General features: G+C 55.8%; 15 protein-coding genes and 1 pseudogene. 13 read left to right on the top strand and 3 right to left on the bottom strand.

Annotation, left to right across the window (positions count from 1 at the left end):
• Positions 1-332: 332 nt before the first annotated feature.
• From ACNYC6_RS20220 to ACNYC6_RS20185, 8 genes and pseudogenes are all read left to right on the top strand, one after another.
• A complete protein-coding gene (locus tag ACNYC6_RS20220; RefSeq protein WP_419708863.1) occupies positions 333-596 on the top strand; it encodes a DUF2790 domain-containing protein in 264 nt (87 codons plus the stop codon).
• Positions 597-1,136: 540 nt separating this feature from the next.
• A complete protein-coding gene (locus ACNYC6_RS20215; RefSeq protein WP_007978181.1) occupies positions 1,137-2,384 on the top strand; it encodes a ribonucleotide-diphosphate reductase subunit beta in 1,248 nt (415 codons plus the stop codon).
• 360 nt (positions 2,385-2,744) lie between these two features.
• On the top strand, positions 2,745-3,458 hold the full coding sequence (locus ACNYC6_RS20210) for an HNH endonuclease (protein ID WP_419708862.1): 714 nt from the start codon (positions 2,745-2,747) through the stop codon (positions 3,456-3,458).
• Between the two features lie 176 nt (positions 3,459-3,634).
• Positions 3,635-4,816 carry a colicin E3/pyocin S6 family cytotoxin gene (locus ACNYC6_RS20205; protein WP_419708861.1) on the top strand — a complete coding sequence of 394 codons (1,182 nt, stop codon included), beginning with the start codon at positions 3,635-3,637 and terminating at the stop codon, positions 4,814-4,816.
• A gap of 260 nt (positions 4,817-5,076) precedes the next feature.
• Positions 5,077-5,769 (top strand): annotated as a pseudogene (locus ACNYC6_RS20200) (colicin E3/pyocin S6 family cytotoxin); the annotation flags it as partial.
• Between the two features lie 7 nt (positions 5,770-5,776).
• Positions 5,777-6,031: a colicin E3-like toxin immunity protein gene (locus tag ACNYC6_RS20195; protein ID WP_419708860.1), complete on the top strand. Its 255-nt coding sequence runs from the start codon at positions 5,777-5,779 to the stop codon at positions 6,029-6,031.
• Between the two features lie 128 nt (positions 6,032-6,159).
• Entirely contained in the window at positions 6,160-7,131 is a 972-nt protein-coding gene (locus ACNYC6_RS20190) for a hypothetical protein (RefSeq protein ID WP_419708859.1), read from the top strand.
• Positions 7,132-7,250: 119 nt separating this feature from the next.
• Positions 7,251-7,568 carry an XRE family transcriptional regulator gene (locus ACNYC6_RS20185; RefSeq protein WP_419708858.1) on the top strand — a complete coding sequence of 106 codons (318 nt, stop codon included), beginning with the start codon at positions 7,251-7,253 and terminating at the stop codon, positions 7,566-7,568.
• A gap of 47 nt (positions 7,569-7,615) precedes the next feature.
• On the opposite strand, the gene ACNYC6_RS20180 is transcribed toward ACNYC6_RS20185, so the two are convergent.
• Entirely contained in the window at positions 7,616-8,674 is a 1,059-nt protein-coding gene (locus tag ACNYC6_RS20180) for an MBL fold metallo-hydrolase (RefSeq protein WP_419708857.1), read from the bottom strand.
• Positions 8,675-8,886: 212 nt separating this feature from the next.
• Between ACNYC6_RS20180 and ACNYC6_RS20175 the strand changes: the two genes are divergently transcribed.
• The 3 genes from ACNYC6_RS20175 to ACNYC6_RS20165 all read left to right on the top strand — a co-directional run bounded on the left by ACNYC6_RS20175 (position 8,887) and on the right by ACNYC6_RS20165 (position 10,936).
• Positions 8,887-9,498 (top strand): TetR/AcrR family transcriptional regulator, encoded by a 612-nt coding sequence (locus ACNYC6_RS20175; protein ID WP_419708856.1) that lies wholly within the window; start codon positions 8,887-8,889, stop codon positions 9,496-9,498.
• A gap of 125 nt (positions 9,499-9,623) precedes the next feature.
• Complete coding sequence (locus ACNYC6_RS20170; protein ID WP_419708855.1) at positions 9,624-10,157, top strand: DUF1003 domain-containing protein; 534 nt, start codon at positions 9,624-9,626, stop codon at positions 10,155-10,157.
• Between the two features lie 56 nt (positions 10,158-10,213).
• Positions 10,214-10,936 carry a CTP synthase gene (locus ACNYC6_RS20165; RefSeq protein WP_419708854.1) on the top strand — a complete coding sequence of 241 codons (723 nt, stop codon included), beginning with the start codon at positions 10,214-10,216 and terminating at the stop codon, positions 10,934-10,936.
• A gap of 120 nt (positions 10,937-11,056) precedes the next feature.
• Here the strand turns inward: ACNYC6_RS20165 and ACNYC6_RS20160 are convergent, their stop codons facing one another.
• Positions 11,057-11,383 carry a DUF2025 family protein gene (locus ACNYC6_RS20160; RefSeq protein ID WP_419708853.1) on the bottom strand — a complete coding sequence of 109 codons (327 nt, stop codon included), beginning with the start codon at positions 11,381-11,383 and terminating at the stop codon, positions 11,057-11,059.
• 219 nt (positions 11,384-11,602) lie between these two features.
• Here ACNYC6_RS20160 and ACNYC6_RS20155 point away from each other — a divergent pair, with 219 nt between their 5' ends.
• A complete protein-coding gene (locus ACNYC6_RS20155) occupies positions 11,603-12,730 on the top strand; it encodes a glycerophosphodiester phosphodiesterase (protein ID WP_419708852.1) in 1,128 nt (375 codons plus the stop codon).
• Positions 12,731-12,863: 133 nt separating this feature from the next.
• Positions 12,864-13,172: a PepSY domain-containing protein gene (locus tag ACNYC6_RS20150; protein ID WP_419708851.1), complete on the top strand. Its 309-nt coding sequence runs from the start codon at positions 12,864-12,866 to the stop codon at positions 13,170-13,172.
• 63 nt (positions 13,173-13,235) lie between these two features.
• Here ACNYC6_RS20150 and ACNYC6_RS20145 read toward each other — a convergent pair whose 3' ends face one another.
• Positions 13,236-13,673 (bottom strand): hypothetical protein, encoded by a 438-nt coding sequence (locus ACNYC6_RS20145; protein WP_419708850.1) that lies wholly within the window; start codon positions 13,671-13,673, stop codon positions 13,236-13,238.
• Positions 13,674-13,828 lie beyond the last annotated feature (155 nt).

Raw genomic sequence — 13,828 nt, 5'->3', positions numbered from 1 at the left:
CAGGAGCGAACCTGCTCGCGATGGTCGTCATCGATAACGCGCCCAATCTGGCACACCGCCGTGCCCTCTGACTCATCGTGAGCCAACTCGCTGCCACAAAGAACAGGCTAATGAGGGATTGTTACAGGATCTGTCAAAGGTGTTTATCAAAACCACGGCTATATGGACAAAGCGCCTGCGCCTAAAATCTGCCCCGCCAACCAGGCAAACCCTGATTAACCAAGTCACAGCCCCCACGAAGGCAGTTAATCAAACAAGCAAGTACTCAAGCTCCACACGCAATCCCAAAAAGATTGCGTGCCCCCTCTCGCCTCAAGAAAGGTAAAACTTAAATGAAAGCTTTATTGGTACTGGCCCTCAGCAGTCTGTGCGTAACCGCCATGGCAGACGAGGTCCGGACTGATGTCGCGCAGCAACAACCCCCGGTCGAGGAATACACTTACTCGATGCACCTGGACATCGCCAAAGTTGTTTCCATGAGCGAAGTGCCCAATGTGTGTGAAGTTGTCCCGATGAAAATGGAATACGACGACTCAAAAGGTCAGCGCCATATTCTGCGTTACAGCGTGATGGGCAACGGCTGCTCCAGTGGCTGATTCAAACTGCACCGAATCGGATCAATTCAGCGCTTGCTGAGTGTCGATTCCAGCCCGGCTTCGGTCGGGCTCAGTTGTGTTTGCAGTCGTCGAAAAGCGTCACCAAACACAAGATGTAGTGAAAAACGGCATTTTTTGACTACTTTTTGAACAAAACCGAATTCAAGCAAAATTTACGAAAAAAAATCTTCACCCGCCAAAGCCCTGTAAACCCTCGCTCCGACCGAAAAACCCGCCCTCTCGTCCGCTCCATGCGCGGATTCGCCCCACCACGACCGTAAAAATTTCCCTATAATGCGGCCTTAAACGGGCCTGCAATATCCCCTTACAGGGATCAATAGCCAGTCTGAAGCCCCGCAACGGCATTCGATGCTGATTGCGCCCATCAGAGGCTCTCGGAACCCCGTACATATTTATGTTTATTTGCCTGCGTAGCACCGCAAAAAAACGATATCCAACGCGGCCAGTACGGCCGTGTGAAAAACCAACCGACCAATTTTCACACGGGCACACTGGCCCTCACGCAGGAGACGACACGTCATGCTGAGCTGGGACGAATTCGACAAAGAAGACACGGAAGTAGCAGTCAAGAGCGCCAACGCTGGCCACGCCACCGAAGCCAACATGGACCGTCTCGACAGCGCTGGCGGTGCCGCCGCCCTGGAAGCCCGCGCCGTGACCGCTGCTGACTCCGCCGCCGTTGCCCGCGCCAAAGCTGCCCTGGATTCGCTCGACGTCGCCGAAGGCCTCGCCGAACTCGAAGGCGCCTCCGCCCGTGTCGCCGTTGACGAAAAGCGCATGATCAACTGCCGCGCCGACCTCAATCAACTCGTACCCTTCAAGTACGACTGGGCTTGGCAGAAGTACCTGGACGGCTGCGCAAACCACTGGATGCCGCAAGAAGTCAACATGACCGCCGACATCGCCCTCTGGAAAAACCCGGAAGGCCTGACCGACGACGAGCGCCGCATCGTGATGCGCAACCTCGGCTTCTTCTCCACCGCCGACTCCCTGGTTGCCAACAACCTGGTCCTGGCCGTGTACCGCCTGATCACCAACCCGGAGTGCCGCCAGTACATCCTGCGCCAGGCTTTCGAAGAGGCAATCCACACCCACGCCTACCAGTACTGCATCGAATCGCTCGCCATGGATGAAGGCGAAATCTTCAACATGTACCACGAGATCCCATCGGTCGCGAAAAAAGCCACCTGGGGCCTGAAATACACCCGTTCGATCTCCGATCCGAAGTTCGAAACCGGCACCGTCGAAACCGACAAAGAACTGCTGCGCAACCTGATCGCCTACTACTGCGTTCTGGAAGGCATCTTCTTCTACTGCGGCTTCACCCAGATCCTCTCCATGGGCCGCCGCAACAAAATGACCGGCGTCGCCGAGCAGTTCCAATACATCCTGCGCGATGAATCCATGCACCTGAACTTCGGCATCGACGTGATCAACCAGATCAAAATCGAAAACCCACACCTGTGGGATGCCGAAATGAAGGAAGAAGCCTCGCAAATGATCCTGCAAGGCACTCAACTGGAAATCGAATACGCCCGCGACACCATGCCTCGCGGCGTGTTGGGCATGAACGCGGCGATGATGGAGGACTACCTCAAGTTCATCGCTAACCGTCGCCTGTCGCAGATCGGTTTGAAAGAAGAGTACCCAGGGACGACCAATCCGTTCCCTTGGATGAGCGAGATCATGGACTTGAAGAAAGAGAAGAACTTCTTTGAGACGCGGGTTATTGAGTATCAGACGGGTGGGGCTTTGAGCTGGGATTGATTCCTGAGTTCGCTGCGATTTGACGACTAGAACCGGCAAATCGAAAATCAAAAAGCCCCGATTTGATCGTAATGCTGTTCACTTAAGCATTTGAGTCAGAGTCGGGCTTCCCCGAAAATCCGATGCCAGACCTCTGGCATCGGATTTTTTATGTCTGTTCAACAGGACCTGCTCGACCTCGGCGACCTTTTCAACTTTTGCGACCTGAGCACCTTCACCCAAAACATCCCGATTGAGTGGGTAGGCGACCTGTTTGTAGGATCGCTTGCGAGATTCGTCTCCGCTTTGTGTAGGAATTTTCGTAGACAGTCGTAGTGACCAGTCAGTAACGTCCGAGGATATTTAACCCTCGGCGATTGTATGGATACGGAAAAGAGCAACGGCGATTGGAATGAGGTAGAGATTCAGGCTGCGGTCGATGCCTATCTCAGCATGCTTTCTCGTGAGCAGAACGGTCAGGCGATCAATAAAGCTCATGAAAACCGCGTCCTGCGCGAGGGTGCTTTGGCCGGTCGGACAAAAGGTTCGGTTGAGTTTCGGATGCAGAACATTTCTACCGTACTGGTCGAACTCGGGCGTAAGCCCATCGTGGGCTACAAACCCGCCAAGAATGTCGGCGCCAATGTTGCGAAGAGCATTCGCGAAGCACTCAATGCTCCAGGTCCTTTAACTCCTGAAGACTTCGCCCCGACAGCCGACGAAGCGACACTGGAGCGGCGAGCTGCAAAGCTTGAGCGACAATCGATTAAAGTCGAGCCGAAGGGGATTGAGAAACCAGAGCAAACTCAGTCCGGGGGAAAGTCGTATGTTCGTGATCCGGAAGTGAGAGCATGGGTTCGCCAACAGGCTGAAGGTAAATGCGAAGGCTGTGGCAACCCAGCTCCGTTTGAAAAGTCGGGCAGTCCGTTTCTTGAAGTTCATCACGTTAAGCATTTGGCACAGGACGGTTCGGATCGTCCGAGCAATGCTGTGGCGCTATGCCCGAATTGCCATCGGCGTTGTCACCATTCGAGTGATCGGGAAGAGTTCACCGCTTCGCTTTATACAAAGGTGAAACGCTTGAAACCCGAATAAGCGTGCACCGTAAAATCCGTGGTGACGGAAAAAACTTCCTCTCCACAATCCTGAAAAACAAAGACAATTCCTAACGTCATTCAAGAACCATCCTACTGCCACACGCTGTCCCGTTCGCTAACGTCGCGCAGCCCGTTTACCAGGGTCGCCGATGGACGAACACACAAGGACAGTCAGTGGCTGGCAACAAAGACATTCCCAAGGTTAGAAACCCACCTTCCGGTGACGGCCATCACGTCACCTACCGCTTCATGACGCCCAGCGAACTGGCCGAGCGCGAAGCTCGGCAAAATGCCTACGAGGCCATGCTCGCCAGGCAAGACGACTACATGCGCAAGCGCCAGGTTGCCGAGGTCGAACAGAAACAGGTTCAAGTCGGATGCGTATTCGCCAAATCCTGCAAGTTGCCGGATGCGGTCATCAATTATTCCAATCCCTCGGGGATGGTGCCCACCGACAGCCTTCAGGACTATGGCGAGATCGCCTGGCTCGGCGCTCGGGAGGTGGACGATGCCGGCCTGCTGAATCTGCAGACGGTCAGCGGCTCTACCCTTTCCCTTGGCATCGGCCGACTTGCACTTCGCGCACCGACTGTCGCGGCCCCAGTCTTGGGCGCAATCAGCGCGGCCGGCTCGACCGCTTTAGCCGCCGTGGTCGCCGTGTTCTGGACACCCAGTCTCGGCGACAGCGCCCTCTACAGCGAAGACCAACTCCGCGCCCTCAATCAGGCTCGCACTCGCGTGCGCCTGCAAATCGAACAACAGGCAGACGGCAGCCTCAAGGGTTACGGCTTCTACACCGGCAAGAACCGCGATTGGGAAATGGTCGATGTCGTGCAGATCGGTTTGCGCGACAGCCAATACGTCGCTGACCTGGGAGAAGGCATCGAACTGATTTGGACCCCGGCTGAAGACGGCTCCGACATTCTCGGCATCCCCAAACTGGAAGCCGCCCCGCAAGCGCCACACATCTGGGTTTACCCACCGACGAAACAGGCTGACGGCATCATCGTCAATCCGATTTATCCGCCTGAGTACAAGGATTTCATTCTTGTGTTTCCGGCAGGGTCGTTGGTGAAGCCGGTTTATATTGTGGTGAGTGTTGCTCATAAATACCACTCAAAACCGAGCGTACTACCCGCATTCCCAAGTGCAAAATGGGCACCACCCAAAACACGTATGAAGGGTGGCGGTTTACGCCCTCGCTGGAAGGATGGCTCCGGTACGATATATGAATGGGATTTTCAGCATGGTGCATTGGAGAAATACAACAAGCGAGGGAAACACTTGGGTGAGTTTGACCATAACTCAGGGGCTCAGACCAAACCAGCAGATCCGATACGGAGAATAGAACCTTGAAGCACACAGTAATGGGCGTACGCGATGGGGATGATTTCGCGTCATATGAAAAAACACTCCCAATTCTCAGCGGTGAGCTAGCTGCATTAATGGACTGGAAAACTGAAGAAGATTACGTGTACGACTACAAACTGACAAAAAAACAAATCAACGAAATCGAGAGAATTTGCGCAATATCACTCCCACACAACCTGACTCTGTTTTTGACCTGTAGTGATAATTGAAACTCAACTTTAAATTACAAGGCGAATTCTCCAAGCCGCGCCCTCAATCATGCCCGCACCCGCGTTCGCCTCAGCGTTGACCAACAAACCGACGGCACCCTCAAGGGTTACGGTTTCTACACTGGCAAGAACCGCGATCGGGAATTGGTCGATGTCGTGCAGATCGGTTTGCGCGACAGCCAATACGTCGCAGACCTGGGAGAAGGCATCGAGCTGATTTGGACCCCGGCTGAAGACGGCTCCGACATTCTCGGCATCCCCAAACTGGAAGCCGCCCCGCAAGCGCCGCACATCTGGGTTTACCCGCCGACGAAACAGGCTGACAGCATCATCGTGAATCCGGTTTATCCGCCTGAGTACAAGGATTTCATTCTTGTGTTTCCGGTGGGGTCGGGGGTTAGGCCGGTTTACATTGTGCTCAGCACAATTCGTAAAGGATTACCAACATCAGGTCACCGTTATCATCCTGCTCCAAAAACTGAAGAGATCGTTGCGTTTCCTGGATTGATAAAAGGAAAGAAAAAGAACCCTATTGTGGGAGGCGGTGGCCTTCGGAAACGCTGGATGGATGCAAAGGGCAAAAAGATCTACGAATGGGACTCGATGCATGGCGAACTAGAGGTGTACCGCGCCAGTGACGGAGGCCACTTGGGGGAATTTGATCACATAACAGGTGAACGACGGGACGCCCCCAAAACTGAACGAAACATCCCCAAAAAATACTTGTGAGACGACGATGGGACTCAAGCTAACGCTGGATTGGTATGACAAACAAACCGAGGTTTTTCAAGGTGAGGAATACTCTTCGGATTTAGGAGATGACGCGTCAATACTTGAAGCCCTCGGCCGGCCCGTGGACAACACTATTAATAATGGTGGCTTTAATGTTGGTGAAGATTGGGTCGATGTCATTCAACCTCATTTTCAACACGCTATCGCCTTGAACGCCTATGACTACCAAATTTCATTTGATTATCGTGATACCTGGTGAGTTCTGATTGCTCGCGCCTACAGGTTTGGTGTTTGGTTTAAAGGATTCAGGTGTATTGAAAACAGTAGGTGCAACGCACGGCGCCTCCCGCTATTAATACCTTCCCCCTCACGGACCCGAGCCCCGCCATGAAATTCGACTTCGCCTACTGCCTAAGCCTCGACGACAAGCTGTCGATCTATGACGTGCGCGATCTCAATTTCGACGAAACCATGGCGTTCGATTCCGCGAAAGAGCATTTCCAGTGCCCCAACGATGCCTGTCGTTTGGCGTTCGACGCAGTGAATGAGTTGGGCACGTTCAACGCCAAGAACGTCAACTACGTGCGCACGCCGCACTTCAAGAATCTGCCGAGTACGCGGCATGTCGAGGGTTGTCCTTATGTCAGCCTGAAGACGCCGGCATCGGGTGTGGAGGCGGAAGGTGCGGAAACGGATGACAGTCGTGAGGAGCATTTCCCGTCGGAATTGTTGCTGACTCGGCGTGAATATGTGCGTAAGCCGTCCAGCCCGGCGGTGGGTGCAGACACTCAGCGGGATGAGCCATTAACGCCATCGGTGACCAGCAGCGTCGAGCCGCCAAGCCGCGATTCTGCACCCGACAAAACCAGCGTCTTCGCCCACCCCGTTGAATGCTTCGTGTCGAACTTCGACGACAAGGACCTGCTCAAGCGCATGCCGCTGAAGATTGGCGAGCACACTGCGCCTTATGGATCCTTCTTCAAAAAGATCGAGTACCTGCAGGACAACAAGGGGCTGATTTACTGGGGCAAGATCAAAGAGATCAAGGATTACACCCAGAGCTTTCGCATCGATTTCGAGAAGAAGGTCTGGTTCGAGAAGAAGCCGTATTCGGTCAATGTTTACCTCAGCAAAAAGCTGATCGACAGCTACCGCAAGCGCAAGGCGTTCCTGGAGGAGATCAAGCACGCCATCGAGAGTGGGCGGGATCTGTACTGCTTCTTTTATGGCGTGACGCCGGAGTTGAAGCAGGTGCCAAGCAAGAAAAACCCCGAGCAGACGTTCGGGGTGTTCAGCGTCAACATCGAGAATCTGGATCACTTTATCGTGCGGGAAGCGCCGGGGCTGGCGGGTAAATAAGCTCGATGCCGTTCGTCTGGCCAAAAACACAAATCAAAAATTGCATTTGATCCCGGCTCAAAACAACTGTACAAAAACACAGTATATTTTGAATCAACACTCTCGAGCCGGAGAACACCATGGCCTCTCAAGCGATGAAAATCACCCTGGAACGTATCGCCATTTTCCAATTCACCCCGGCCCACTGCGCCCAGGCCCGAGCGATGCTGGGTTGGAGCGTGGAAGAGTTGTCGCGAGAGGCTTCGGTTTCTGTTGAAGCAATTGAGCGGTTCGAGGCGCAGGAGGATGTGCTGGATGTCACTCGGTTGGCGCTGGCGTATCGGTTTGAATCGGAAGGGTTGGTGTTTTTCCCCGGGTTTGCGCCGGGTAGAGGGATGAACTTGAGAGGGTCTACGCCGAACCCGGTTGGGCGGGCGGATTTTGCGATGGTGGAGTGAGCGCTTTGCTCGGGCCGCTTAACAGTAAGCGGCCCGGTTAAAGTGCGTCACGCGCTCTGCACAGTCGCTCGCTCACTCTCCCCTTCCACCGCCAACCACCACGCCTCCCCACGCTGCGGGTGCATCAGGTTGAACGCTTCGCCCATTTGCGGCGTGGTAATCGAAACGCTGCGTTCCCAGGCCAACGCCAGGATGCGGTCGAAGGGTTCGTACCAGGCGTGGGTCGACAGGTCGAAGGTGCCGTTGTGGATGGGTAGCAGCCAGCGACCCTTGAGGTCGATGTGGGCTTGCAGAGTTTGTTCGGGTTGCATGTGCACGTGCGGCCAGTCGACGTTGTAAGCACCGGTTTCCATCAGGGTCAGGTCGAACGGGCCGTATAGTTCGCCGATACGTTTGAAGCCATCGAAGTAGCCGCTGTCACCGCTGAAGAAGATGCGAGTATCGCCGTCGATCATCACCCACGAGGCCCACAGGGTGCTGTTGCCGTCGAACAGGCCGCGACCGGAGAAGTGTTGCGACGGGGTGGCGACGAACTGGATGCCGTCGACTTCAGTGCCTTGCCACCAGTCCAGTTGGCGGACTTTGCTAGCGTCGATGCCCCATTTGATCAGGGTGTCGCCGACACCCAGCGGGGCCAGGAAAACATTGGTCTTGTCGGCCAGTTTGAGCACGGCCTCGTAATCGAGGTGGTCGTAATGGTTGTGGGAAAGGATGACCGCTTCAATCGGCGGCAACTCGTCGATGCTGATTGGCGGTTGGTGGAATCGTTTCGGGCCGGCCCATTGCACCGGTGAGGCGCGTTCGGCGAAAACCGGGTCGGTGATCCAGAATTTGTCCCGCAATTTGAGCAACAACGTGGAATGGCCGAGGCGATAAACGCTGTGATTCGGCGCAGCCATCAACGCCGCTTGGGTCAGCGGCTGTACCGGGACGGGCGCTGTCGGGCGGGTGTCGCGCGGTTTGTGGAACATCGCGTTCCACAAGATGCGCAGGGTTTTACCAACGCTTAAACGCTGTATCGGCGTGTGGTTTTGGAACTGCCCTTGTGCCTGCAGCGAGGCTTCAGGCGTGGACGCGTTATTCGCCGGGGAAACTGAATTGGCCATATCTGAATGACTCCAGAAAAACCGCACGCTTACGATTTTCCGCTTGGGACGATAAATGGCCAAGGCACGCACGCATCAGCCGAACACTCTATTTTTGACTGGGCAGGATTAACAAAACATTACACTGCACAGTGTAGTTTCAAGGTTGCATCAAAGCCGATCACAAGTAAACTGCTGAGTGTAATTTCCTTTTTTCCTGCCGAAGCGTATTTATGACAGCTCCACAGCGCCTCACCGACCGTAAACGCGAAGCCATCATTCAGGCGGCGATTGCCGAGTTCCGTGCCAACGGTTTCGAGATCACCAGCATGGACAAGATTGCCGCCACCGCCGGCGTGTCGAAGCGCACGGTGTACAACCATTTTCCCAGCAAGGAAGAGTTGTTCGCCGAGATTCTCAATCAGTTATGGATCAGGGTGACGGCAGAACAGGAGACACCCTACAGCCCTGACCTGCCGCTGCGTGAACAGATGAAGCGAATTCTGTCAGCCAAGCTGGACATGATGGGCGATGACAATTTTCTAGACCTGGCGCGGGTGGCTATCGCCGCCGCCATCCACTCTCCCGAACGTGCGCAGAGTATGGTGGCCCGCATGGGTGAGCGTGAAGAAGGCCTGACAGCGTGGATTCGCGCCGCCCAGGCCGATGGTCGTTTGAAAGCGGTCGCCCCTGAATTTGCCGCGCAACAGATTCAGGGCTTGCTTAAATCCTTCGCCTTTTGGCCGCAGATTTCCATGGGGCAGCCAGGCTTGACGGCCGAATTGCAGAACACTGTGGTGGAGTCGGCGCTGAACATGTTTTTGGCCAGTTATCAGTTGCAATAAATGACAAGGTCGACGGCGGCGACCAACGACCGATGACTCTGATTTGAACGACGCAATGTGTTTCAGAATGAAACTTGCGCTGAGGCTATAGTGATCCCCAGTCCCAGCGCCTTGCAGAGAGCATCATGAGCACCACGAGCAACGAAACCGCCGCCCCTGTCGATCACCTGCGCTTCCATCGCCATCATGCCCATCTGGCGCCGACATTTGGCAATGACAAGTTTGCCCTGCGCGCCGAAGCGTTTGCGCGATTCTTCGGCACACCTACGTTTCTCGGCGCACAAACGCTGATCGTGGTGGCCTGGGTTTGCCTCAACCTGTCCGGTTTCACCCACTTCGATGCGTACCCGTTCATCCTGCTCAACCTGGCTTTCAGCCTGCAATCGGCGTATGCCGCGCCGTTGATTTTATTGGCCCAGACCCGACAAGCCGCTCGCGACAAGGCCCAGTCCGATGCCGATGCGCAGCATCGCGAAGCTTTGGCCGTAGCCAACAGCGAACGTCAGGCGCAAGCGGCGCAAAACTCCGCGCAACTGCTGGCGTTGCTCGAGCAAAACACCCACCTCACGGAAATGACCAAGGCTCTCACCGAACGCATCGAAAACCTGACCACGGAAATGCATCAGCACTTTGTGCGCAAGGATGAGCCAAAGACCTGAACGGTTTCACGGTAGATTCAGCGATGACAAGAATTCAACAAGCGTAGAGATCACTCATGGAAAATCGCGTCATTCGCATCGCCCTGATCGGTGATTACGACCCGCTGGTCACCGCCCACCAAGCGATCCCCGTTGCCCTGCGCCTGGCTGCCGAGCATTGCGACCTCGATGTAAAGGGGCAATGGCTTGCCACCGATAGCATCGAAACTGAAACGTCTCTGGATGAGTTCGACGGTTTCTGGTGTGTGCCCGCCAGCCCTTATCGCAGCATGGACGGTGCGCTGCGGGCGATTCGCTTTGCCCGCGAGCAACAGCGACCTTTCCTCGGGACCTGCGGCGGTTTTCAACACGCGGTGCTGGAATATGCGCGCAACGTGCTCGACTGGTCGGATGCCGAACACGGCGAAACTTCACCGGATGCAACCCGGGCATTGCTCACGCCGCTGACGTGTTCACTGGTGGAGGCGATCGACAACATTCATTTGCTTGAAGGCTCGTTGATCGCCAAAGCGTATGAAATGTCCGAGATTCGTGAAGGCTATCGCTGTCGCTACGGCGTGAATCCCGACTTCGAACAAGCGCTGGTGAAGCATGCACTTCACGCCGTCGGTCATGATGCAGAGCAAGGCTTGCGTGCGGTTGAACTCAGCGGTCATCCGTTCTTTGTGGCCACGCTGTTCCAACCGGAACGCGCGGCGCTCAATGGCACCCTGCCGCCGCTGGTGCGGGCGCTGGTCAAAGCTTGCGTGGAACAGCGGGATTATGGGTTTAGTCGGTAAATGATGTGGTGTTCTTCAGGCCGTCATCGCGAGCAGGCTCGCGCCTACAGTGGATCAGTGTCGTTCACAAATGTGTGCGAGCCTGCTCGCGATGAAGCCAGATCCGTCAACACAAAACCATCACCCCCGCACCAAACTCCGCACCGCCGAAATCTCCGGCACTTCCCGTCGAGTCATATACACCTGCAGCGGTTCGGTGATGTTGATCCGGTCGTCGATATTCTGGTCCAGCAACAACTGAATCAGCTCACGCTTGAGGGTCATGGCCTGTTCAGGGCCGGGCGCCCAGACGAACTCGCGGGTGGGGATGATGCCATCGTCAGCCACGTCCATGCCGAAGGCGTCTTCGCTGAAGCGCACGATGTAGTGACCGGTCTTGCGGTTGAGGCCGACGAAGCCTTTGAGTTGGTCGGCGGCCTGGCAGATGAGCTGGGACGTGATGCGCATGGTAAACCTCACAGTGGTGATCGTTGGTTTACACGCCGGGCGAGCGAATGGCGTTCCCTCTTGCGGGGATTACCGAGGGCAAGCGTACTGCAAACAAACGCACAAAAGCGCTGACGAACATCAGCTTTACGCAGGTTTATGTCGGTCTCGCGATAGCGCTGGTAACGCTCAGTTGTTAAAAGGGACGTCTTTGAAAATCATCGCGAAAGGATTTCGACCATGTCTGCAACCTTCACCAAAAGCACCCTGCTGCTGAGTCTGCTGCTCGGCCTCGGCCAGGTAAACGCCGCCAGCGAGCCAAGCCCCACGGCATTGGCCGCGCGCCAGGGCATTGCGCACCCGGCAGTGATCGCCCACCGTGGCGCCTCTTTCGATGCGCCGGAATCGACCACCGCCGCATACAAACTGGCCCGAGACCTGGGTGCCGATTATCTGGAGCTGGACCTGCAACGCAGCAAGGATGGCGTGCTGTTCGCCCTGCACGACAACAATCTGCAACGCACCACCGACGTCGCCAGCAAGTTCCCCGAGCGCAAGGACAGTCCGGCCAACGCGTTCACCATGGCGGAGCTGAAAACCCTGGATGCCGGCAGCTGGTTCAACACCGCTTACCCGGATCGCGCGCGCCCCTCCTACGCGGGCCTGAACATTCTGACCCTCGATGAAATCATCGATATCGCCCAAGGCAACCCGCTACACAAGCCCGGCCTGTACATCGAAACCAAGGAGCCTAAGCAGTTTCCCGGCATCGAACGCGATCTCAAGGACAAACTTCAGGGCCGTGGCTGGCTGAGCCCCGTGGGTTCGAAACTGGCGAAAAGCGAGCTGGCGGTTGGTCAGGGAAAAGGCAAGGTGATCTTGCAAACCTTCGAAAAAAGCAGTCTCGAACTGCTGGAAAAGGAAATGCCGCAGGTGCCGAAGATCCTGCTGTTGTGGGTCGGCGAAGGCAGCATTGAGCCGAAATCCAAAGTGACCTTTGCCGAATCCGGCGAGAAGGATAAAGCCGCTTACTACGCCAAGCAGCAGCCGAAGGACAAAGCCGAATTCCAGCGTTGGGTCGACTACGCCAAGGCTCAGGGCGCGATCGGCACCGGCCCTTCCGCTGCGCTGACCAAGGGTGGCGATCAGAGTTACTCGGACCTGGTGCAACCGTGGATGAACCAGTACACCCACGATCAGGGCTTGCTGGTGCACGTCTACACCATCGACGATGCCGTGGATTATCAGAAGGTCATGGATGCCGGCGTCGACGGCATCTTTACCAACCGTGCCAGCGAGTTGTTGAAGTTCTATAAACGCCCGGCGGCGGCGAGTGTTGACCAGGTGTTAAAGAACAACAGCTACTGAGAACGCTCTTTGTAGCAGCAGGTTTCGTCAGCTGCTACGTGGAAGAGGTCGCCATGATGGCCAATTTAAGGGTGGATTAAGTTACACAAGCTAACCTGATCTCACTTAAACAGCTCACCCAAGGAAAGAACTCATGAAGACGCTGACTGCCCTGTTCACCGCTGCTGCCCTGACCCTCACCGCGGGTTTGGCCCAGGCTAAAGACGTGCCCGTCGACCAGATTCCTCAGTTGGTCAAGGACGGCAAGATCAAGCCGCTGGAAGAGCTGAACCAGATCGTGATGAAGCTGCACCCGGGCGCCACCATTACCGACAGCGACCTGGACAACCACACCACCCTCTACGAATACGAAGTCGAACTCAAAGACGCTCAAGGCGTTGAATGGGACGTGGATGTGAACGCCGCGACCGGCGAAGTCCTGAAGAACAAAAAGGACGACTAAGCACACAGCAAAAAAGCCGCACGATTTGACGATCGTGCGGCTTTTTTGCGTCTGGAGGTTTAATCAGGCCGAGGTACTGACCAGTGTCCCCGAAGTGCCGGAGCCGGATTCCTGCAATGCTTGCAACAACGCCGCTGTAGCCGTCTGCAAGGAGGCCGACGTGGCCGCGATTTGCGATTGTGCGGCGGCGACAGCAGCCGCTTTGGCGTCATTGCCTTCTTGCTTGGCCTGAGCCGCTTGCAGTTGTTGAAGTTGCTCCTGCATTTGTTTTTGCAGTTCGGCGATCTGCTTGCGCAGCTCTTTCACCGAGTCGGATTCTTCACTGCTGCTTGAACTACTGTCGCCTGACGCCGGCGCGCCACCGGCAGCGACTTTGGCACTGTCGGCAGGTGCCGCAGCGGCCGTGGCCGTAGTGGTTTCAGTGCTCTCGTTGCTGGTGACGGTGCTGACGGTCGTGGTCGAAAGTGGCTGTGGGATCGAGATATTGGTGAGGCTGACCATGGGACGTTATCCAATGTTGATGAGGGGTAACGCCCTCATCGACATCGCCGCCACGGATTTGAGATCGACTGTGTATCGACTCGGTAAGCAAACCGGTACACAGCCGTTTTCGTCAGGCGCTTAGCCGCGCCGTCACCTCGTTCAACTCGCCCGAC

Source organism: Pseudomonas sp. NFX224, assembly GCF_048565165.1.
GTDB lineage: Bacteria > Pseudomonadota > Gammaproteobacteria > Pseudomonadales > Pseudomonadaceae > Aquipseudomonas.
The sequence above is the reverse complement of the archived record's forward strand: the minus strand, read 5'-3'. Positions and strand labels throughout refer to the sequence as shown.

Coding starts and splice junctions, on each gene's coding strand:
- ACNYC6_RS20220 (WP_419708863.1), top strand. CDS start 333: ATGAAAGCTTTATTGGTACTGGCCCTCAGCAGTCTGTGCGTAACCGCC.
- ACNYC6_RS20215 (WP_007978181.1), top strand. CDS start 1,137: ATGCTGAGCTGGGACGAATTCGACAAAGAAGACACGGAAGTAGCAGTC.
- ACNYC6_RS20210 (WP_419708862.1), top strand. CDS start 2,745: ATGGATACGGAAAAGAGCAACGGCGATTGGAATGAGGTAGAGATTCAG.
- ACNYC6_RS20195 (WP_419708860.1), top strand. CDS start 5,777: ATGGGACTCAAGCTAACGCTGGATTGGTATGACAAACAAACCGAGGTT.
- ACNYC6_RS20190 (WP_419708859.1), top strand. CDS start 6,160: ATGAAATTCGACTTCGCCTACTGCCTAAGCCTCGACGACAAGCTGTCG.
- ACNYC6_RS20185 (WP_419708858.1), top strand. CDS start 7,251: ATGGCCTCTCAAGCGATGAAAATCACCCTGGAACGTATCGCCATTTTC.
- ACNYC6_RS20180 (WP_419708857.1), bottom strand. CDS start 8,674: ATGGCCAATTCAGTTTCCCCGGCGAATAACGCGTCCACGCCTGAAGCC.
- ACNYC6_RS20175 (WP_419708856.1), top strand. CDS start 8,887: ATGACAGCTCCACAGCGCCTCACCGACCGTAAACGCGAAGCCATCATT.
- ACNYC6_RS20170 (WP_419708855.1), top strand. CDS start 9,624: ATGAGCACCACGAGCAACGAAACCGCCGCCCCTGTCGATCACCTGCGC.
- ACNYC6_RS20165 (WP_419708854.1), top strand. CDS start 10,214: ATGGAAAATCGCGTCATTCGCATCGCCCTGATCGGTGATTACGACCCG.
- ACNYC6_RS20160 (WP_419708853.1), bottom strand. CDS start 11,383: ATGCGCATCACGTCCCAGCTCATCTGCCAGGCCGCCGACCAACTCAAA.
- ACNYC6_RS20155 (WP_419708852.1), top strand. CDS start 11,603: ATGTCTGCAACCTTCACCAAAAGCACCCTGCTGCTGAGTCTGCTGCTC.
- ACNYC6_RS20150 (WP_419708851.1), top strand. CDS start 12,864: ATGAAGACGCTGACTGCCCTGTTCACCGCTGCTGCCCTGACCCTCACC.
- ACNYC6_RS20145 (WP_419708850.1), bottom strand. CDS start 13,673: ATGGTCAGCCTCACCAATATCTCGATCCCACAGCCACTTTCGACCACG.